At 74.1% G+C, this 20,941-nt stretch carries 13 protein-coding genes; 4 read left to right on the forward strand and 9 right to left on the reverse strand.

The features are described from left to right. Positions 1-34: 34 nt before the first annotated feature. Positions 35-1,180, reverse strand: a complete 1,146-nt coding sequence (locus FXF52_RS20400; protein WP_148798924.1) for a glycosyltransferase family 1 protein — start codon at positions 1,178-1,180, stop codon at positions 35-37. 150 nt (positions 1,181-1,330) lie between these two features. Between FXF52_RS20400 and FXF52_RS20405 the strand changes: the two genes are divergently transcribed. After that, positions 1,331-2,020: a TIGR03089 family protein gene (locus FXF52_RS20405; RefSeq protein ID WP_148798926.1), complete on the forward strand. Its 690-nt coding sequence runs from the start codon at positions 1,331-1,333 to the stop codon at positions 2,018-2,020. A 40-nt stretch (positions 2,021-2,060) separates the two neighbouring features. Here FXF52_RS20405 and FXF52_RS20410 read toward each other — a convergent pair whose 3' ends face one another. Both FXF52_RS20410 and FXF52_RS20415 read right to left on the reverse strand, forming a co-directional pair. Further along, on the reverse strand, positions 2,061-4,049 hold the full coding sequence (locus FXF52_RS20410; protein WP_148798928.1) for an acetoacetate--CoA ligase: 1,989 nt from the start codon (positions 4,047-4,049) through the stop codon (positions 2,061-2,063). A 205-nt stretch (positions 4,050-4,254) separates the two neighbouring features. Further along, positions 4,255-4,773 (reverse strand): acyl-CoA thioesterase, encoded by a 519-nt coding sequence (locus FXF52_RS20415; RefSeq protein ID WP_073832844.1) that lies wholly within the window; start codon positions 4,771-4,773, stop codon positions 4,255-4,257. Between the two features lie 23 nt (positions 4,774-4,796). Between FXF52_RS20415 and FXF52_RS20420 the strand changes: the two genes are divergently transcribed. After that, positions 4,797-5,453, forward strand: coding sequence for a hypothetical protein (locus tag FXF52_RS20420; protein WP_148798930.1), 657 nt, complete (start codon positions 4,797-4,799; stop codon positions 5,451-5,453). 54 nt (positions 5,454-5,507) lie between these two features. On the opposite strand, the gene FXF52_RS20425 is transcribed toward FXF52_RS20420, so the two are convergent. After that, positions 5,508-6,668, reverse strand: a complete 1,161-nt coding sequence (locus FXF52_RS20425) for an acyl-CoA dehydrogenase family protein (protein WP_148798932.1) — start codon at positions 6,666-6,668, stop codon at positions 5,508-5,510. Between the two features lie 245 nt (positions 6,669-6,913). On the opposite strand from FXF52_RS20425, the gene FXF52_RS20430 reads away from it, so the two are divergent. Together FXF52_RS20430 and FXF52_RS20435 are read left to right on the forward strand one after the other, a co-directional pair. Then, positions 6,914-8,341: a UDP-glucose/GDP-mannose dehydrogenase family protein gene (locus FXF52_RS20430; RefSeq protein WP_148798934.1), complete on the forward strand. Its 1,428-nt coding sequence runs from the start codon at positions 6,914-6,916 to the stop codon at positions 8,339-8,341. 228 nt (positions 8,342-8,569) lie between these two features. After that, the gene (locus FXF52_RS20435; protein WP_148798936.1) at positions 8,570-13,471 is read left to right on the forward strand and encodes an SCO7613 C-terminal domain-containing membrane protein; all 4,902 of its coding nucleotides are present in this window, start codon (positions 8,570-8,572) and stop codon (positions 13,469-13,471) included. A gap of 67 nt (positions 13,472-13,538) precedes the next feature. On the opposite strand, the gene purE is transcribed toward FXF52_RS20435, so the two are convergent. The 5 genes from purE to FXF52_RS20460 all read right to left on the reverse strand — a co-directional run bounded on the left by purE (position 13,539) and on the right by FXF52_RS20460 (position 20,881). After that, the gene (gene purE / locus FXF52_RS20440; protein WP_148798938.1) at positions 13,539-14,030 is read right to left on the reverse strand and encodes a 5-(carboxyamino)imidazole ribonucleotide mutase; all 492 of its coding nucleotides are present in this window, start codon (positions 14,028-14,030) and stop codon (positions 13,539-13,541) included. Then, positions 14,027-15,187, reverse strand: a complete 1,161-nt coding sequence (locus FXF52_RS20445; RefSeq protein WP_148798940.1) for a 5-(carboxyamino)imidazole ribonucleotide synthase — start codon at positions 15,185-15,187, stop codon at positions 14,027-14,029. Before FXF52_RS20445 ends, purE begins: the two co-directional genes overlap by 4 nt. 46 nt (positions 15,188-15,233) lie before the next feature. Continuing rightward, positions 15,234-17,273: a thioredoxin domain-containing protein gene (locus FXF52_RS20450; protein WP_148798943.1), complete on the reverse strand. Its 2,040-nt coding sequence runs from the start codon at positions 17,271-17,273 to the stop codon at positions 15,234-15,236. A gap of 92 nt (positions 17,274-17,365) precedes the next feature. After that, the gene (locus FXF52_RS20455; protein WP_148798945.1) at positions 17,366-18,286 is read right to left on the reverse strand and encodes a hypothetical protein; all 921 of its coding nucleotides are present in this window, start codon (positions 18,284-18,286) and stop codon (positions 17,366-17,368) included. A gap of 105 nt (positions 18,287-18,391) precedes the next feature. After that, positions 18,392-20,881 carry a bifunctional diguanylate cyclase/phosphodiesterase gene (locus tag FXF52_RS20460; RefSeq protein WP_255472166.1) on the reverse strand — a complete coding sequence of 830 codons (2,490 nt, stop codon included), beginning with the start codon at positions 20,879-20,881 and terminating at the stop codon, positions 18,392-18,394. Positions 20,882-20,941 lie beyond the last annotated feature (60 nt).

Below are 20,941 nucleotides of genomic sequence, written 5' to 3' on the forward strand. Positions count from 1 at the left end.
GGACGCCACGTCGGGCAGACGGGAGTCCGACAGGTCAGGACCGGGCCCGGCTCCACGCGGCGATGTGCACCTCCGCGCTCGACTCCCAGGTGAACTCCTTGGCCCGGTCGAAACCGGCCTTCGCCAGGGAGAGCCGGCGCTGCTCGTCGTCGAGCAGGGCGGCCAGGTCGGTGGCGATCTGGTCCGGGTCCTCGCTGGTATACGCCACCGCGTCGCCACCCACCTCGGGCAGGGAGAGCCGCGGCGTGGTCAGCACCGGCGCCGCGCACGCCATCGCCTCCAGGATCGGCAGGCCGAACCCCTCGCCGTACGACGGGTAGGCGGCGACCAGGGCGCCGCCGAGGAAGCCGGGCAGGTCGGCGTAGCGGAGGTAGCCCGGGCGGAGCAGCCGCAGGTGCGAAGGCACCTCGGCCACCGCGCGGTCGATGTCGTCGTCGTGCCCCTGGCCGCCGGCGATGACCAGGGCCGGCGGGTTGTTCCGGTCGGCGACCGCGCGAGCCCAGCCGCGGATCAGGTTGGGTACGTTCTTGCGCGGCTCCTTGGCCCCGAGGAACGCGATGTAGCTGCTGCTGCCCAGCCCCAGGCGGGCGCGTACCCGCGCCTTCTCCTCCTCGCTCGGGGCGTGGAATGCGGCCTGGTCGACCCCGTGGTAGGCCACGTCGATCCGGGTCGGGTCGGCGTCCAGGAGGCGGATCAGCTCGTCCCGGGTGGCCTTGCTCGGCACGATCACCCGGTCGGCGCGGCGCAGCGACGTCTTGATCGCGCTGCGGAAGAACGTCCGGCGCGACTTGTCGTAGTGCTCCGGCTCGGTGAAGAAGGTCGCATCGTGCACGGTGACCGTCACCGGGCAGCCGGCCCGCAGCGGGCAGGTGTAGAAGGGCGAGTGCAGCACCTCCGCGCCCACCTGCTGGGCCAGCAGCGGCAGGCCGGTCTGCTCCCAGGCGAGCCGGGCCGGGCGGTGCGCGACCGCCGCCGGGGCGGGGATGACCTCGGCCTCCGGCAGCATCCGGGTGTAGCGCTCCAGGTCGGTGCGGAGGCTGACCACGACCAGGTCCACGCCGGAGCCGCAGACCCGGCCGAGGGCGCCGAGCAGGCCGTCGACGTATCTACCGACGCCGCCACGGTCGGCGGGGACACTCGTGGCGTCGATGAGCACGCGGGGCGGGCGACCGGCGGTCACGGGGCGACTCCTCAGGCAGACGATCTGTGGGGAACAACACTGTCGGCAAGCCTACGCCGGGCCCGGGTCCCGGCGGTGACTGCGACCCGACGGTACGCCGACTTGTCCTTGCCATCGAGTACGGGCCACCGGCGCGTATCGTTCGCGCCGATGGCCGACAACATTGCCCGGGTGTTCGCCGACGCGATCGCGACCGACCCCACCCGCCCGCTGCTGACCTGGTACGACGACGCCACCGGCGAGCGCACCGAACTCTCCGGCGCCACGTGCGCGAACTGGGTGGCCAAGACGGCCAACCTGCTCGTCGACGAGGTGGCCCTCGCCCCCGGCGACACCGCCGCCGTGCTGCTGCCCCCGCACTGGCAGACCGCCGCCGTGCTGCTCGGTTGCTGGTCGGCGAAGCTGACCGTGGTGGATGCCCCGGGTGCCGTGGACGTGCTCTTCGCCGCCGGGGAGCGGGTCGACGCGGCGGCGGCCTGGTCGGCGGGCGAACGTTACGCGCTCGCGCTCGACCCGTTCGCCCTGCCGATGCGGCAGGTGCCGCCGGGATTCGCCGACTTCGTGTCGGCGGTACGCGGCCACGGCGACCACTTCACGCCGTACTCGGAGGCCGGCGAGGCGGACGCGGAGCTGCTGGCCCGCGCGGAGGCCCGGGCCGCGGAGCTCTGCCTCACCCCGGGCGACCGGCTGCTCGTCGACACAGGGCAGCACCCCGACCCGGTCGACTGGCTGCTGGCACCACTGACCGCCGGCGCCAGCCTGGTCCTCTGCGGCAACCTCGACCCCGCCCGCCTCGACGCGCGCACCGCGACGGAGCAGGTCACCCGCAGCCTCGCCTGAACGGGCGCCGGCCGGGGCCCGGCCGGCGCGCGTGCACCGCTCAGGCGGGCGCGGACTCCTCGGTGTGGGCGCGCCGCTGGGCGAAGGCGGCGAACGCGGTCAGCGATTCCGGGTTGGCCAAGGCGCCCTTGGCGGCGGCGCTGTCGACGGGGGTGCCGGTGAGGATCTTCTTGACCGGCACCTCCAGCTTCTTCGCCGAGAGGGTACGCGGAACGGCCCGGACCTGGTGGATCTCGTCGGGGACGTGCCGGGGCGACAGCGCGGTCCGCAGCTCCCGGCAGATCTTCTTCCGCAGCTCGTCGTCCAACTCCAGCCCCTCGGCGAGCACCACGAAGAGCAGCAGCTCGCCGGCCCCGCCCTGGTCGTCCTCCAGGTGCACCACCACCGAGTCGACCACCTCGTCCAGCCCCTCGACCACGGAGTAGAACTCGGCGGTGCCGAGGCGTACGCCGCCCCGGTTCAGGGTGGCGTCGGAGCGCCCGGTGATCACGCAGCCGCCCCGCTCGTTGACCGTGATCCAGTCGCCGTGCCGCCAGACGCCCGGATAGACCTCGAAGTACGCCTCGCGGTAGCGGGCGCCCTCCGGGTCGTTCCAGAAGCCCACCGGCATGCTCGGCATCGGCTCGGTGATCACCAACTCGCCCAGCTCGCCGATGACCGGGGTGCCGTCGGCGGAGCGCGCCTCCACCTTCGCGCCGAGCGCCCGGCAGGTGATCTCCCCGGCGTGCACCGGCAGCAGCGGCACGCCCCCCACGAAGCCGGTGCAGACGTCCGTGCCGCCGGAGAGCGACTGGAGCTGGAGGCGGCCGCCGACGTTCTCGTACACCCAGGTGAAGCCCTCGACGGGCAGCGGCGCGCCGGTCGAACCGAGGCCGCGCAGCGCCGACAGGTCGGCGATCTCCTTCGGGACCAGGCCGGCCTTGCGGCAGGCCAGCAGGAACGGCGCGGAGGTGCCGAAGTACGTGGTGCCGGTCTGCTCCGCCATCCGCCAGAGCGCGCCCAGGTCCGGGTGGCCGGGGTTGCCGTCGAACAGCACGATGGTCGCGCCCACCGCCGGACCGGAGACCAGGAAGTTCCACATCATCCAGCCGGTGGTGGTGAACCAGAAGAACCGGTCCGCCGGGCCCAGATCGTGGTGCAGGGCCAGCATCTTCAGGTGCTCCAGCAGGATGCCGCCGTGGCCGTGCACGATCGGCTTCGGCAGGCCCGTGGTGCCGGACGAGTAGAGCACGTAGAGCGGGTGGTCGAAGGGCACCGGGGTGAAGGTCAACGGCTCGTCGGTCTCCGCCGCCAGCTCGCCCCAGGAGATCCCGCCCTCCGGCGGCGCGCCGGCCGGGTCGAGGTACGCGATGCCGACGGTGTGCCGCAGCGACGGCAGGGCGGCCCGGATGGCGGCCACCTCGCCCCGCCGGTCCACCGGCTTGTCGCCGTACCGGTAGCCGTCCACGGCGACCAGGACCTTCGGCTCGATCTGCTGCCAGCGGTCGGTGACGCTGCGGGTGCCGAACTCGGGCGCGCAGGAGGAGAAGATCGCGCCCAGGCTGGCGGTGGCGAGCAGCAGCACGAAGGTCTCCGGGATGTTCGGCGCGTACGCCGCCACCCGGTCACCCGGGCCGACGCCGAGCCGGCGCAGCCCGGCCGCCACCCGGCGGACCCGCTCGCGCAGCTCGGCCGCGGTCAGCGTCTCCGGCGCGCGGGTCTGCCCGTGGGCGATCACCACCGGGTCGTCGTCCCCCCGGCCGGGCATCCGCAGCACGTTCTCCGCGTAGTTGAGCGTCGCGCCCGGGAACCAGCGGGCACCCGGCATCGCCCGGTCGGCGAGCGTGGCGGTCGGCGGGGTGTGCGCCACCACCTCGAAATAGTCCCAGATCGACCGCCAGAAGGTGTCGAGGTCGGTCACCGACCAGCGCCAGAGCGCGTCGTAGTCGGCGAACTCCAGCCCCTGGTGCTCGGCCAGCCAGCGCAGGTAGTCGCCGATCCGGGACCGCTCGCGCACGTCGGCCGGCGGCGTCCACAGCACGTCACCCACTGCTCCACCCTCCCTGAGGCCCGTCACAGCACTGTGCATGGGCCGTGGCGCCATCTTGCCCTACCTCGCGTCGCCATTCTCCGCACCGGGTGCCGCTCCGGGGGCGTGCCCCGCCCACACCTCCACCCCGCCACCTGTGTGGGCCGGGCTGCCAGGAAGGGGCCCTTGTTGACGCCTGGCGTTGTCAAGGGCCCCTCCTGTCACCTCAGCCGGCCCGGTGGGCCTGGATTGCCCGGCGGCGGGCCAGCCGGTGGGCGCGGCGGATCTCCGCCTCCCGGTAGCGGCGCTCGTCCTCCGGCGTCTCCGGCAGCACCGGCCGGACCGGGCGCGGCGCCCCGCCCACGTCCACCCCGACGAAGACCAGGTACGCGGTGGCGACCGGGACCGGCTCGTCCTCGGCCGAGTCCCAGCGCTCGGCGACCACCTTCACCCCGACTTCCATCGAGGTGTGCCCGGTCCAGTTGACCTGGGCGTGCGCGTGCACCAGGTCGCCCACCCGGACCGGCTCGGAGAAGACGATCTCGTCGATCGAGGCGGTGACCGCGGTGCCGCCGCTGTGCCGGGCCGCGGCGGCCCCGGCCACGTCGTCGACGAACTTCATCAGTACCCCACCGTGCACGGTCCCGTACAGGTTGACATCGACGGCGGTCATGATCCGGCTGAGCGTGACCCGCGAATACGAGGTCGGCTTGCCCACCGGCCCGGTGGAGGGGTGATCTGTCATGCCGAAAACGGTACGGTGCGCGGATGCGACATCTCTGGAGCTTCCTCGCCGGGTTGGTGGTGGCGCCCATCACCTGGGTGCTCGTCACCCTCGGTCAGGACGGGTCTGCAGGCACCGTGCACCGCTGGGTGGAGATCGGTACCTACAGCACGCCCAACCTGATCGAGCCGGCCGTCTACCTCGGCGTCGCCGGCATCCTCCTCGGCCTGCTCGGCACGCTGCGCTTCTCGCCGCTCGGTCCGCTCGTGGCCGGGCTGCTGCTGGCCATCCCGTACGTCGGGATGTTCGTCGCGCCGTTCACCGTCCGTGACCGGATCCCCGAGGGCTGGAAGATGCTCGGGGACCCGCTGCCACTGCGCCAGCCGATGGAGAACGGGACGCTGTTCCTGATCGGCGTGCTGCTGCTGATGGCCGTGTTCAGCGGGCAGCGCTGGCGGCGCTCGCCCGGGCAGCCGCCGGCCGTGGCGGAGCTGACCCCGGCCGACCCGGCGAGCGAGCAGACCCAGTCGTTCAACGACTGGCCCTCGGCCGACCCGGACAAGGACACCGCCCCGCTGACGCTGGGCTATCCCGACACCACCCCCACCGAACCGCTGCCCCGCCGTACCGCCGGCGAGTCGCCGTGGTCCGCGCCGCCGCGGGCGACCGGCCGACCGGAGGGCACCACCGAGACCCGTTGACGACCGCGGGCGGGCCGGAGTTGCCGGCCCGCCCGCCCGATCGTCGCGCCGGGGTCAGCGCTTGAGCAGCTGGCGCGCCATGACGATGCGCTGCACCTGGTTGGTGCCCTCGTAGATCTGAGTGATCTTGGCGTCCCGCATCATCCGCTCGACCGGGTAGTCGCGGGTGTAGCCGTAGCCGCCGAGCAACTGCACGGCGTCGGTGGTGATCTCCATGGCGGCGTCGGAAGCGAAGCACTTCGCCGCGGCGCCGAAGTAGGTGAGGTCCGCGTCGCCCCGCTCCGACTTACCGGCGGCGGCGTAGGTGAGCTGCCGGGCGGCCTCCAGCTTCATGCCCATGTCGGCGAGCATGAACTGGATGCCCTGGAAGTCGGCGACCGGCTTGCCGAACTGCTTGCGTTCCTGGACGTACCCCTTGGCGTAGTCCAGCGCCCCCTGGGCGATGCCGACCGCCTGCGCGGCGATGGTGACCCGGGTGTGGTCCAGGGTCCGCATCGCGGTGGCGAAGCCGGTGCCCTCCGCGCCGATCATGCGGTCCGCCGGGATCCGCACGTTGTCGAAGTAGACCTCGCGGGTGGGCGAGCCCTTGATGCCGAGCTTCTTCTCCGGCGCGCCGAAGCTGATGCCCGGGTCGGACTTCTCCACCACGAACGCGGAGATGCCCTTCGACCGGGCTGTGGGATCCGTCACAGCGAAGACGGTGTAGTACTCGGAGACGCCCGCGTTGGTGATCCACCGCTTCACGCCGTTGAGCACCCAGTGGTCGCCGTCCCGGACCGCCTTGGTGGTCATCGAGGCGGCGTCGCTTCCCGCCTCCGGCTCGGAGAGGCAGTAGGAGAACATCGCGTCGCCGGCCGCGACCGGGGTCAGGTACGTCCGCTTCAGCTCCTCGGAGCCGGCCAGGATCAGCGGCATGGTGCCCAGCTTGTTCACCGCCGGGATCAGCGAGGACGCGGCGCAGGCGCGGGCCACCTCCTCGATCACGATGGCCGTGGCCAGCGCGTCCGCGCCGGCGCCGCCGTACTCGACGGGGATGTGCGGGGCGTGGAAGTCCGCCGCCCGCAGCGCGTCGTACGACGCCTTGGGGAACTCACCCGTCTCATCCGCCTCAGCGGCGTGCGGAGCAACCTTCGCCGTACAGACGTCCCGCACCGCCTCCCGGATCGCCTCGTGCTCCTCCGGCAGCCGGTAGGCGTCGAACTGCTCCGCGGCCATGTGGCCCCTCCCCTTCACCGCTAAGATGCGCAGTCCTAGCGCCCTGAGTGCCGCCGACCGCACAGAGTGAAGGATAGCGACCGAGGATTTGGTGCTCCTTACCGCCGCGTAGGCTCGTGCATGATGGGCGTCGAAGCCGAGCGGCGACCACAGAACCACAGGAAAGTCCCCCACCGGTGCCCGGCCAGGCGCCGCAGCAGAATGCGACGCAAGGAAGCGCCGCCAGTGCGAGCGGAGAGACAGGCGTGACGATCCCCTACCCGAACACCCAGCCGGTGCCGGCCATCGCCGCGGTGACCCCGCCTTCGGGTGCGGCCCGACCTCGGGTGACCTTCCTCGGCACCGGCTACCTCGGTGCCACGTACGCCATCTGCTACGCCGAGCTCGGCTACGAGGTGCTCGGCTACGACGTCGACGCGGACAAGATCGCCAAGCTGAACGCCGGCGAGGTCCCGATCCACGAGCCCGGCCTGGACGAGCTGCTCCGGCGCAACCTGACCGCCGGCCGGCTGCGGTTCAGCACCGACATCCAGGAGATCGCCGACTTCGGCGACGTGCACTTCATCTGCGTGGGCACCCCGCAGCGGGCCGACGGCATGGGCGCCGACCTGTCGTACGTCGAGGCGTCGGTGACCAGCCTGGCCCAGCACCTGACCCGCAAGGCGCTGATCGTCGGCAAGTCCACCGTCCCGGTGGGCACCGCCGAGTGGGTGGAGCAACTGGTCGGCAAACACACCCCGGCCGACCTGGGCGTCGAGGTGGCGTGGAGCCCCGAGTTCCTCCAGGAGGGCTTCGCCGTCGACGACGTGCTGCGGCCCAACCGGATCGTGGTCGGGGTCAAGAGCGAGTGGGCCAACGGCATGCTCTACGCCGCCCACAAAGGCGTCTTCGACCTGGCCGCCACCGAGGACCGCGAGGTGCCGCTGGTGGTCACCGACTTCGCCACCGCCGAGCTGGTCAAGGTCGCCGCCAACGCCTTCCTGGCCACCAAGATCTCCTTCATCAACGCGATGGCCGAGGTCTGCGAGGCCGCTGGCGGCGACGTCACCCAGCTGGCCCGCTCGATCGGGTACGACCCCCGCATCGGCAACCGGTTCCTCCAGGCCGGGCTCGGCTTCGGCGGGGCCTGCCTGCCCAAGGACATCCGCGCCTTCCAGGCCCGCGCCCAGGAGCTCGGCGCCGGCGAGGCGCTGCGCTTCCTGCACGAGGTCGACCTGATCAACCTGCGCCGGCGCACCCGGGTGGTCCAGCTCGCGGCCGACCTGCTCGGCCGCCGGTCGGGCCCGGCCGGTCCGGACCTCTCCGGCACCCGGATCGCGGTGCTCGGCGCCACCTTCAAGCCGAACACCGACGACGTCCGGGACGCCCCGGCTCTCGCCGTCGCCTCGCTGCTCGGCAAGGCCGGCGCCGACGTGCACGTGTTCGACCCGCAGGGCATGGACAACGCGCGCCGGGCCGTGCCCGAGCTGACGTACGAGGCGAGCATGACCGACGCGGTGCGCGACGCCGACCTGGTCTGCGTGCTCACCGAATGGGCCGAGTTCCGCAACGCCGACCCGGTCGCGCTGGGCGAACTGGTCAACGGCCGCAAGGTGGTCGACGGCCGGAACTGCCTGGACTCCACACTGTGGACGCAGGCGGGCTGGGAGTACCGCGGCATGGGCCGCCCCTGACCCCATCGACCGTTCCGGCTCGGCGCGTCTGACGCCGCGCCACGATCCGGAACAGTCGACCGACCTCCGGCTCCGCACTCTGACGCCGGGCCGCGACCCGACACGGTCGCGGCCCGGCGATCTTTTTGTTGCCCCGAACGCGCCGGCAACTGTCGAAATCCGCGCCCGGTCAGGGCATGCTGCGACAGTGGGGGTCCACAGTGCGGGCCGGCCGGACGGAGGGGTGTCGTGCAGTCCTTCAGGTGCGCCTCGTGCGGGCGGGAGATCAAGCCGGCCGTGATCTGCCCGCACTGCGGGGCGGACCAGCCACAGTGGGCCGAGCACCTGGCCGACATCGAACGCTCGATCGCGGAGATGAAGGCCCGCGACGCCGAGATCGCCCGCGAACAGCGGCAGATCGCCGCCAAGCTGCAGGCCGCGCTCTTCCAGCGGGACATCCTCGCGCACGCCGGTGAGGAACGGGTCCGGCAGTCCACCCGGCCCCGCCGGGTGCTGCGCCGCCGGCCCGGCCGCCGCCCGCCCACGGCCACCACCGGCGCCCCGCCCCGGGTGCCCCGCCAGGGCACCCCGCCGCCCGGCCCGGACGACCACCCACCCCGGGGCAGGCCGCAGTGGCTCGACGTGGACAACCCGGAGCACCCGCCGGAGGCGTCCTCCCGCGAGGTGCAGAACATCCCCCTCGGGCTCGGCGCGCTGCTCCTGGGCGTCGCGGCGGTGGTCTTCGCCGCGGTCGCCACCAGCTCGCTGGACGCGCTGGCCCGGCTCGGCGTGCTGCTGCTGGCGACGGTGCTGATGCTGCTCGCCCCGCCGGTGCTGGCCCGCCGGGGGCTCACCTCGACCGCCGAGACGATCGCCTCGGTGGGCCTGCTGCTGCTGCCGCTGGCCGGGTACGCGCTGTGGGCCGTCGACCGGATCGGCGGCGCCTCCGGCTCGGCCTTCGCCGGGTCGATCTTCCTGGTCACCACCCTGATCGCGTTCGGGTACGCGCACTGGACCGGGCTGCGCGCACCCCGCTTCGCCACCGTCCTGGCCGCCCAACCGGTGCTGCCCCTGCTGGCGTACGAGCGGATCACCGGACCGGCCGGCTGGGCCCTGGTGCTGACCGTGGTGGCCGTCGTCGACCTGGCCCTGGCCCGCTCGGCGGTCGTCCTCGAATGGCCGGTCCGGCGGGACCTGCCCACCCCGGCACCCGTGCCCACGCCCACCCCGCCCCGGCAGCGCAGCGCCGACGATCGCCCGGAGACAGACCCGGAAGAGTCGGCCGAGGTGCTCGGCGCGGAGCCGGCCGACGAGGGGATCCTCCCGCTGGCCCGCCCGGTGCCCTGGCTGCGGGAGCTGGCCTGGGTGCTGCACGGTGGGACGGTCGCCGTCGCCCTGGCGTACGCGGTCACCGCGCTGCTGCGCGCCGCCACCGTACCGACGGCCGCCGCCACGGGCGCCGTGCTGCTGCTCGCCGCGCTGGCCGCGCTGGCCGGGGCCCTGGTGCTGCGCCGGCCGCCGTTGCCGGACCTGGGTGCCGGCATCGTCACCCTCGCGGTGATCGGCGCGCTGGGCCGGGTCGCCTCGGTCGCCTTCCCCGGCCGGTCGCTGCTGCTCATCGCCGCGGTGATCGCGCTGGCCGGGTTCGCCGTCCGGGGCGTACCGGAGCAGGCCCGGCGCGGTCCGCAGCTCGCCTCGGCCGTGGCGCTGACGGTCAGCGGCCTGGTGGTGGCCGGCGGCGCGCTGCGCGCCGGGCTGGCGCCGGTACGCGCGGGGCTGCCCGCCTGGTCGGCGGATCTGAGCCGGTGGCACACCGAGCTGGCGGCGGCGGTCGGGCCGACCGGGTGGCAGCTCGCCGCGAGCGCGCTGCTGCTCACCGTCGCCGCGGTGGTCGCCCTGCCGCCGGAGATCCGGCGCGACTTCGCGGTGGTCGGGGCGGCGCTGACCGCGCTCGCGGTGCCCGCCTCCCTCGGGCTGGGCTGGGCGGCCGCCTGCTGGCCGATGCTGATGACCGCCGTGGGCATCGGCGTCCTGGGACTGGCCGCGGCCACCAAGCGCTCGGCCGTGGTGCACGCCGCCACCGCCGCCGCGCTGGGCGTGATCGGCGCCGGAGCGGCGCTCGCCCGGCCGGCCCTCACCGCCGCCGCGCTGACCACCCTCTGCCTGGCCGGCGCGCTGGTGTCGCTGGCACCCCGGGTGCGGATCGCCGCGGCCGCGGCGGACACGGTCTGCGGCTGGGCCGCCGGCGGGGCGGCGTTCGCGCTGCCCGGGGCGGTGGCCGCGTTCGTCGCCGCCACCGTGCCGACCAACCTGGCGCCCACCCCGGCGAACCTGCGCGAGGTGACCGTCCCGATCCTGGCGGCAAGCTTCCTCGGCGTCTGCGTCAGCCTCGGCTACGCCGCCCTGGTCCAGGTGGCGCAGCGACATCTCAGCGCACCGCACGCGATCGGCACGGTGCTGGGCGCGGTGGCGGTCGCCGCTGCCGCGTTCGGGGCGCCGGGCGCCACCACCGCCGACGCCTGGGTCGGCGGGCTTCTGCTGCTCGCCGCCGCGCTGCTGGCGTTGGCTCCGCGGATCGACGCCGGCCGCCGTTCCGACCTGACGTTGGACGGGTCCGACCTGGCCTTGGCGGCCACCACGGCGGCCTTGATCGCCACCCTGGTCCGGATCGCCGCCGTGCTCGCGCCCGGCGGCCAGCTGGTGGTGGCGGCCGCGCTGGTGCTGGTGGTCGCCGTCGCCGCCCGGGCTATGCCCGAGGAGTGGCGGCGCGGCCCCGTCCTCGGCATCGCGGTCGGCGGCACGCTGATCGGTCTCATCGCCGGCTGGACCGCGCTGCGCGGCGGGGTCGGCGTGCTGGCCACGCCCGGCCCGATCTGGGCCGGCGACCTGAGCGGCTGGCCGGCCGCGCCGACGGGCGCGTCGACCTGGCAGGCGCCCGTCGCGCTGGCGCTGCTGGCGGTGGCCGCCGGCATCCTGCTGCCGCCGCCGTGGAAGTACGACGTCGCCGGGGCGGCCGTCGTGCTCGCCACCATCGGTGCCCCGGCCGCGTTCGACCTGCCGTGGTGGTCGCCGGTCCTGATCGGTGCCATGGTCGCCACGGTCTGCGGGATGGCGGCGGTCGCCTCACTGGACCCCCGGGCCGCGCTGTCCCGGGCCACCGTGGCGGGCGTGATCGCCCTGCACGCCGCCGGCGCCGGCCTGGTCCGCCCGTGGACCACCGCGCTGGCGCTGGGCAGCATCGCGCTGATCGGCGTGGTGGTGGCCGTCCTCGCCCGGGTGCTCGCGCCGTCGCTCGTCGAGGACCTCCAGACCGAGGGGATGCCGCCGCACCTGGTCCAGGTGGGCGGCGCGGCGATGGGCGCCGCCCTGCTCGCCCTGCCCGGGGCGGTGGCCGCCCTGGCCGCCGAGTTCGGCCGCTCCCCGCAGGTGGTGCTCACCGCCGCGCTGGCCGCGTCCAGCATCGGCCTGGCCGCGGTGGCGGCGGCCCGCCGGCAGGTCCCGCAGTTCCTCCCGTACGCGAGCGTGGCCGTGGTGGGCGGCGCCACCGTCAGCGCGGTGGCCGCCGTGATCGCCCGCCTGCCCTCCGGCGTCTACGCCGCCGCGGCGGCGCTGCTCGGCGTGCTCGCCGAGCTGGTCCGCGCCGCCACCACCCCGCCGGTCGGGTCGGCCCGTCCGGTACGCCGCTGGTCGGTGCTGCTGGACGGGGCGTTGCGCCGGCTGCCCGACGACGGCAGCGAGCTGCGCTGGCGGGTGAGCCCGGCGGCCGGGGCCCTCGCGGCGGCGGCGTTGCCCACCGCGCTGGCCCTGGTGACCCTGACGCCGCCGCTGCTGGTGGCCCTGGTCGAGCCGTTCCGGGTGTTGCCGCGGATCTGGCACGGGGCACCACCCGAGCTGCTCACCCCGCCCGCCGCGGCGGTGGACCCCACTCACGTGCTGACCGCCCTGCTGCTCACCGCCACGGCGGCGCTGGCCGCCACCGGGTTCAGCGGCGGCCGACGCTCCCGGGCCGTGCCGGTGGTGCTGCCCGGCGCGGCCATCACCCTGCTGATCACGCCCGTGGCGCTCGGCCACGGCTGGCCGCAAACCGCGCTGGCCGGGTTGGCGGTCTTCACCATCGCCATGCTCGGTCTGGCGCTGACCCCGCCCCCGCCGCTGGTCGAGCCGGCCCGCTCGCTGCGGGTCGCCCGGGTGCTGGTGTTCGCCATCGGCCTGGCCGCCGGCGGCGCCGGGCTGGCCGGCAGCCTCGCCACCCGGGAGCTGACCCTCTTCACGCTGGGCGGGGCGGTCGGCGTGGGCGTGGTCGCCGCGATCTTCGGCACCACCCAGCGGGCCCGCATCCTCGGCTGGCTGTTCGCCTCGCTGATGGCCGAGCTGTTCGTGCTCACCCTCGGCCTGGTCGCCGGGCTCGCCGCGGTCTGGTCGGCGTTCGGGGTGCTGGCGGTCGGGGCGGCACTCCAGGTCTTCGCCGCCATGCTGCCCCGGCTACGCCGTCCCGAGGCGTACCGGGAGTCGGCCACGGTGGAGTGGAGCGGGTACGCCGCCGCGCTCATCGCGCTGGCTCTGGCGTACGACTCGCCCCGGCACATCGCGGCACTGCTGGCCGCCTGGGGTGCCGTACTCGGGGTGGCGGCCGGCCGCCCGGGCCGCCGGCCGGTGGAGCGGCGGATCCTGTTCTGGTCGGTGGTGGGCTGCGAGATCACCGCCTGGTGGATCCTCATGCGGGTGGCCGACGTGGCGCTGCCCGAGGCGTACACCCTGCCGTTCGCCCTGCTCGCCCTGCTGGTCGGGGTGCTGGAGTTGCGCCACCGGCCCGACCTGTCGAGCTGGGTGGCGTACGGGCCGGCGCTGGTCGCCGCGTTCCTGCCGACACTGGCGATCGTGCTGGCCACCGACACCAGCATGCTGCGGCAGGTGCTGCTGCTGCTCGGTGCCGTGGCGGTGCTGATCTTCGGCTCGACCAGCCGGCAGCAGGCACCGGTGATCGTGGGCGCCACGGTCACCGCGGTGACCGCGGTGCACGCGCTGATCAGCCTCGGCCCGTGGCTGGTGCTGATCCCGGTCGGCATCCTCCTGCTGGTGCTCGGCGCGAGCAACGAACGCCGCCGCCGGGCCCAGGAGCGGCTGCAGACCGCCCTGCGCGGCATGCGATGAAACTCGAGGGGTGGGCACTCACCGTCGAGGGCGGGCAGAGCGTGCCGGGTTTGCGGGCCGGCGAGGGTCACCCGAGGGAGGCGTGGAGGTTCGCCTCCTTCTCGGCGACCAACTCCTCCAGGCTCGCCTGGTACGCGGCCATCCGCTCGCGCAGCACCGGGTCCGACGCGCCGAGGATCCGCACGGCGAGCAGCCCGGCGTTGCGCGCGTTGCCGATCGACACCGTGGCGACCGGCACGCCGGCCGGCATCTGCACGATGGAGAGCAGCGAGTCCATCCCGTCCAGGTACTTGAGGGGCACCGGCACGCCGATGACCGGCAACGGCGTGACCGAGGCGACCATGCCGGGCAGGTGGGCCGCCCCACCGGCCCCGGCGATGATCACCTTGAGCCCCCGCTCGGCGGCGGTCCGGCCGTACTCGATCATCTTGGCCGGGGTGCGGTGCGCCGACACCACGCCGACCTCGTACGGCACCTCGAACTCCGCGAGTGCCTCGGCGGCGGCCTGCATGGTCGGCCAGTCCGAGTCGCTGCCCATGATCAGCCCGACCGTGCTCACTGTTTCCCCTCCCGCAGCCAGCGGGCGGCTCGCGCGGCCCGGGCCCGTACGTCGTCCAGGTCGTTGCCCAGCACCGTCACGTGTCCGATCTTGCGGCCGGGCCGGACCTGCTTGCCGTACAGGTGGACCTTGGCCCCGGGCTCGGCGGCGAAGAGGTGATGCAGCCGCTCGTCGATGGGCATCCCGCCCGGCTCGCCACCGAGCACGTTCGCCATCACCACGACGGGCGCGGTCAGCGAGGTGTCCCCCATCGGGTAGTCGAGCACGGCCCGCAGGTGCTGCTCGAACTGGGAGGTCCGGGCGCCCTCGATGGTCCAGTGCCCGGAATTGTGCGGGCGCATGGCCAGCTCGTTCACCACCAGCCCGTCGGGCGTCTCGAACAGCTCCACGGCGAGCAACCCGACCACACCGAGCGCGGTGGCCAGGTCGATGGCGAGCTGCTGGGCCGCGACCGCCAACTCCTCGGGCAGGTCGGGTGCCGGGGCGAGCACCTCGACGCAGATCCCGTCCCGCTGCACGGTCTCCACCACCGGGTACACGGCGACCTGCCCGAACGGCGAGCGGGCCACCTGCACCGCCAACTCCCGCCGCAGCGCGACCCGCTCCTCGACGATCAGCCGGGTGCCCCCGGCGAGCAGGGTCGTGGCCAGCTCGGCGGCCTGGCCGGCGTCGTCCACCAGCCAGACACCCCGCCCGTCGTAACCGCCCCGGGCCGCCTTCAGCACCACCGGCCAGCCGGTCTCCTCGCCGAAGGCGACCAGGTCGGCGGGCGCCTCGACGGGACGCCAGGCCGGGTTCGGCGCACCCAGCTCGCCGAGCCGCTCGCGCATCACCCGCTTGTCCTGCGCGTGCACCAGCGCCTCGGCCGGCGGGAAGAGCTTCACCCCCTCCTCGGCGAGGGTGCGGATGTGCCCGGTGGGCACGTGCTCGTGGTCGAAGGTGACCACGTCACAACCCTTGGCGAAGGTGCGCAGCGCGGCGAGGTCGGTGTGGTCGCCGTACTGGACGTCGGCCGCGACCAGGGCCGCGCCGTCGTCCGGGGCGAGAGCCAGCACGCGCAGCGACTGGCCAAGAGCGATGGCGGCCTGGTGGGTCATCCGGGCCAGCTGGCCACCGCCCACCATGCCGACGACAGGCAGTCCAGTACGGGAATCCATAGCGCCACCAGCCTATCGGGGCGGCTGCCCGGCCCCGCCGCCGGAGTCAGCCGCGGAGCTGGGCAACCAGGTCGTCGACGGAGGTTACCGGCCGATCGCAGACAAACCCTCGGCAGACGTACGCGGTGGAGCCCCCGTCCACCGCCGGCCGCTCGGCCAGCAGCGGCACGCCGGGCTGGTCGGCGCGGCCGGCCACCACCACCGCACCGGGCGGGGCGTGCCGGTGGGCGGCGGCCACCAGCGGGTCGCCCGCCGGGTCGTCGGTCACCACCGCGATCTCGTACGGCCCGGAGAGCAGCGCCTCGCCGACGGTGGCCGCGTACCCGGTGAACCGGGCGTGCCGCCCGACGATCGGCGCGACCGTCGACAGGGTGGCCTCGGCGGCCTCCCGGTACCGGGTCTCACCGGTCAACGCCGCGTACGCCACGAGCGCCGCGACGATCGCCGACCGGCCGGACGGGGTGGCGTTGTCGGTGGGGTCGGCCGGCCGGGTGACCAGCCGCTCCGCGTCGTCGGCGGTGTCGTAGAAGCCGCCGTCGGGGGCGGCGAACCGGGCCAGCGCCACGTCCAGGAGCTGGCCGGCCAGCGCCAGCCAGCGCCCCTCACCGGTGAGCTGGTGCAGCCCGCAGAACGCCTCGGCCACGCAGCCGTAGTCTTCGAGCACGCCGGCCGGCTCGCCGACGATCTTGTCCCGGGAGACCCGGCGCAGCCGGCCGTCCACGACGTGCACGGTGGCCAGGTGCTCGGCGGCGTCCCGCATCGCGCCGTCGGACACGATGGTGACGCCCTCCATCAGGTTCGCGTCCTCGTCTTCGGGAGACGCGTACAGCGCGGCGACCTGCTGGAACTCGGCGATCGCCGTGATCGCCAGGCCGTTCCAGGCGGCCACCACCTTGTCGTCCCGGGCCGGCTGGGGACGGGTGTCCCGAGCGGCCAGCAACCGTCCCACCACGTCCTGCCAGCGGGCCCGGATCTCCGGGTCGGCGGCGTCCACGTCCCGGGCCAGCCGCAGCACGCTGGTGGCGTGCTCAAAGGTGCCCTGCTCGGTCACCCCGAACAGATCGGCGGCGAAGCGGCCATCCTCCTCCCCCAGCACCTCGACCAGTTGGGCCGGGGTCCAGACGTAGGTGAGGCCCTCCACGCCCTGGGTGTCCGCGTCCAGCGCGGAGGCGAAGCCCTCGCCGGGCCGGTGCAACTCGTCGGCGAGGAACCGCGCGGTGTCCCGGGCCACCCGGCGGGCCAGCGGGTCGCCGGTGAGCCGCCAGAGCTGCGTGTAGACCCGCAGCAGCAACGCGTTGTCATAGAGCATCTTCTCGAAGTGCGGCACCGTCCAGTGGCCGTCCACGGAGTAGCGGGCGAAGCCGCCGGCGAGCTGGTCGTAGATGCCGCCCCGGGCCATCGCCTCGGCGGTGTGCCGGACGATCTCCAGGCTCCGCGCCGAGCCGGTGCGCTGGTGGTGCCGGAGCAGGAAGAGCAGGTTCATGTGCGGCGGAAACTTGGGCGCTCCGCCGAACCCGCCGTTCGTCTCGTCGTATTCCCGGGCGAGCTGGTCCGCGGCGGCGTCCAGCAAGTCGGCGGTGAGCGGGGCGGTCAGGCCACCCACGGCCTGGGCGCCGCCGATCGCCTCCACCACGGCAGCGCCCTGCCGCAGGACGTCTTCCCGCTGGTCCCGCCACGCCGTGGCGACCGAGCCGAGGAGGCGGATGAAGTTCGGCCGCGGGAAGTAGGTGCCGCAGAAGAAGGGCGTGCCGTCCGGGGCGGCGAAGACGGTCATCGGCCAGCCACCCTGGCCGGTCATCGCCTGGGTGGCGGTCATGTAGACGGCGTCGACGTCGGGGCGTTCCTCCCGGTCCACCTTGATCGAGACGAAGTCCTCGTTCATGAGCCGGGCGACGGCCTCGTTCTCGAACGACTCGTGCGCCATCACGTGGCACCAGTGGCAGGCCGCGTATCCGACCGAGATGATCACGGGGACGTCCCGCCGCTTCGCCTCGGCGAACGCCTCGTCACACCAGGGCCACCAGTCGACCGGGTTGTCGGCGTGCTGGAGCAGGTACGGCGAGGTGGCGTTGGCGAGTCGGTTCACCCGACGACCATATCGAGCGCGCCCCGCCGTCGCTGCGGGAGCGGACCGGCCGGGCCGGGAACAATGCCCGGCCCGGCCTGGGTATCACGCTGTCAGGGTCGGGCGACGTCCAGCCGCACCGGGAACAGCGGGGGAATCACCTCGACAAACTCGTCGAAGAACGGGTCACGGCCCTGGATCTGCACCCTGACCTGCGTGTCGCCCGGTCGGAACCGCACGCCGCTCGCCGGAGTGCCCGTCGCCGTCCAGCCGACCGCCTGGCCCGGTACGCACTGCACCTCGACGCGCTCAAAATAGACGATCCGGCCGTCCTGCTGCGCATTGGCGTCCACGGACATCGTGGCCGCCTGGCCGCAGGTCAGCGTGCCCTGCACCGTCACCGGACCGTCCGGCATGACGACCGTGCCGGTCGTCACGGTGGCCTGCGGGTCCAGCAGCGGTGGCGCCGGCGGGTTGGTCAGGTTGACCTCACCCCGGGCCGCCGGCTCCCCGCCGTCACAGTGCTGCTCGAAGGTGGCGTGCAGCTTCTCCACGTAGTGGTACGGCCCGAACTTGACATCGTGGACAGTGAACGAGCCGGTCAACGCGTCGCCGCAGGTCGCACCATTGCCATGCACGATCATCCCCGGGTTGCCGCCCTCCTGGTACGGGAAGCGGGTGGCACCGGTGTAGGTAGTGCCGGGCGCCAACGGGGCCCCACCGGACGCCAGGGCCAGGTAGAAGCTGACGCCGGCGCCGGGGTCGTTCAGCGCGACCGCAACGCCCCCGAACTGGTCATACATCTCAGCCGTCATGCCCGACGCCGTGGTGAAGGAGAAGGACTCTCCCCTGGTGATCGGATCGTCCAGGTCACCGGTCAGGGTGAACGTGCCCGAAGCGGGGCCGACCGGGGGCTCCGCCGAGGCGGGCGCGGAGACGATCAGGCCGGCGGCGCCGGCGGTCAACGACAGGGCTGCGGCGAGCAGAGATCGTCGCCAGGAACGAAGCATGTAGTCCTCCCCCGAAGTGGACATTGCGGACGCCCTCTGTGTGCGCGCCCGTACCGAGGGTAGTGATCGCGCCGCCGTAGCGCTGTCCCGTCCAATGTCGCCGATGCGCGACTCCGTGTCGACGAGCCGTCAGGAGGCGCCGTCGGCGCGCAGCGGGAGAACGTTGCCGCGGGCGGTGTCGAGCAGCGAGCCCAGCACCGCCCCGATCTTCTCCGCCGGCATCGGCTTGAAGAAGTGGTAACCCTGGGCGGCGGTGCAGCCCAGCTCGGCCAGCGCGGTCCGCTGCTCGGCCGTCTCCACGCCCTCGGCCACCACCCGCAGGCCCAGCTCGTGGGCGAGCCCGACGGTGGTCCGGACGATCGCCGCCGCCTCCGGCGAGTCGGCCATCCGGATCACGAAGGAGCGGTCGACCTTGAGTTCGTCGACGGCGATCCGGGTCAGGAAGGTCAGCGACGAGAAGCCGGTGCCGAAGTCGTCGACGGCGAGCTGCACCCCCATGGACCGCAGCATGGCGAGCACCTCGTCGATGACCTCCAGCTCGCTCATCACCACCGTCTCGGTGATCTCCAGGACCAGCCGGTGCGGCGGAACCTGGTGCCGGCGCAACGCCTCGCCGATCTCCGCCGGCAGCCGCGGATCGAGCAGGCTGCGCGCCGACAGGTTGACCGAGATCGGCACGTCCAGGCCCGCCCGGGCCCACTCGGCGGCCACCCCCAGCGCCTTGTCCAGCACGTACCGCGTGAAGCTGCCAAGCTGCTCGCTGTTCTCCACCGGGCGGATGAAGTCGGCCGGCCCGAGCCAACCCCGCCGCGGATGCCGCCAGCGGATCAACGCCTCCACCCCGGTCGGGGCGCCGGTGGCCAGGTCCACCGCCGGCTGCAACGCCAGCACCAGCTGGTCGTCGGCCTCCAAGGCCTCCCGCAGCTCCGCGAGGAGCGCCAGGTGGTCGGTGCTCGCCGCGTCCCGGGAGCTGTCGTACGCGGCGACGCTGCCGCCGCCCTCCTTCGCCTGGTACATGGCGATGTCGGCCCGGCGCAGCAGCTCGGTCAGGTCCGCGGTGCCCGCGTCGGCGACCACCACCCCGACCGCCACCTCGACGGACATTCGGACGCCCGCCACCTCCGTCGGGGTGGCGAGCCGCTCGGCGATCTCCCGGGCCTGGCGCAGCGCGTACGCCAGCGGGGCGGTCCGGTCGTCGACCACCGGCACCTCGGTCAGCAGCAGGGCGAACTCGTCGCCGCCGAGCCGGCCGAGCAGGTCACCGGGGCGGGCCAGGGCGGCCAGCCGGTTGGCGGTCAGCCGCAGCAGCTGGTCCCCGGCCGCGTGCCCGAGCGTGTCGTTGACCTCCTTGAACTGGTTGACGTCGAGCAGCAGCAGCGCCACCGGGTGGTCGTGGGCGAGCTGCCGCAGCGTCTGGTCGCCCTTGGTGAGCAGGGCGGCGCGGTTGAACAGCCCGGTGAGCTGGTCGTGCACCGCCTCGTACGACGACCGGGCGGTGACCAGCCGCAGCTCGCGGTGGGTCGCCGCGTCGTGCAGGGCGGCGGCCAGGGCGTCGCCGAACGCGGCGACGGCGTCCCGCTCCCGGGCGCTGGGCGGGGCCGACCGGGGAAACAGGACCCGCAGCTGGCCCACCGCGGCGCTGCCCACGGTCAGCGGCCGGATCAACTCGTGATCGCTCGACTCGGTAGGCGCCGGGGGCGGCACCTCGCGGTCGCGTACCTGGCCGCCGGTGTCCGCCCGGTAGCGCCGCCACCGGCCGTCGCCCCGGGCCACGTCCACCTCGACCAGCTCGGCGCCGAAGAGGGTGAGCGCCCCGGTCACCGCGGCGGTCGCCACACCCCGCTCCTCGAGCTGGTTCAGCGCGGCGGTGGCCTCGGCGAACGCCCGCCAGGTGCGCCGTTCCTGGTCAGACCGGAGCCGGTGGCGGTAGGTCTGCTGGAGCAGCCACAGCGGCGGGGGCAGGAGCAGCAGCCAGCGGGCGTCGATCTCCAGCAGCGCGACCACCACCAGGCCGACGGCCACGTTGCCGACGAACATGAGCAGCTTGCCCCGGAGCGCCGCGAGCAGCGGCGGCCCGATCGGCACCCCGTGCCGCAGCGCCAGGGTGGCCGCGCCGAGCCAGGCGGTGGTGAGCAGGTAGGTGACCGAGCCAGCGGTCAGCGCGAGGGCCAGCTCGGGGGTCGGCGCGGCGAGCAGCGGCTGGCCGAGCGCGCTGGCCACCGCCGCCGCGAGCGCGGTGGCGGCGGTCAGCGAACCGGCGATCCGGACCAGTTCCAGCACCGGCCGGCGGTCGGCGAGCAGGGACATCGCGGTCCAGGCGGCCCCGGTGCCGAGCAGGGCCGCGGCCGGCAGCCACCCGGCCGGTACGAGATAGAGGCAGACGATGAGGGCCGCCTCGCCCCAGGTGATGCTGACCATCCCGGCTGCGGTCCGGAAGCGCAGGCGGGCGAGCTGGGCGACGGCGAACGCGGCGACCGCGATGCCGAACCGGGCGGGGGCCGGCAGCGGGTTGCCCGCCGGGAGGGACGCGGGCACGGTGAGGCCGAGCACGGCGGCCACCAGGGCGGTCACCGCGACGGCACAGGTCAGCAGAAGCACCCCGGAGGGGGTGCCGCGCAGGCCCCACCGCTCCGGAGGGTGACCGTCCCGGCCGGAGGTCACCGGCCCACCCCGTCCACG

The organism is Micromonospora sp. MP36 (assembly GCF_008119785.1).
Taxonomy (GTDB): Bacteria; Actinomycetota; Actinomycetes; order Mycobacteriales; family Micromonosporaceae; genus Micromonospora.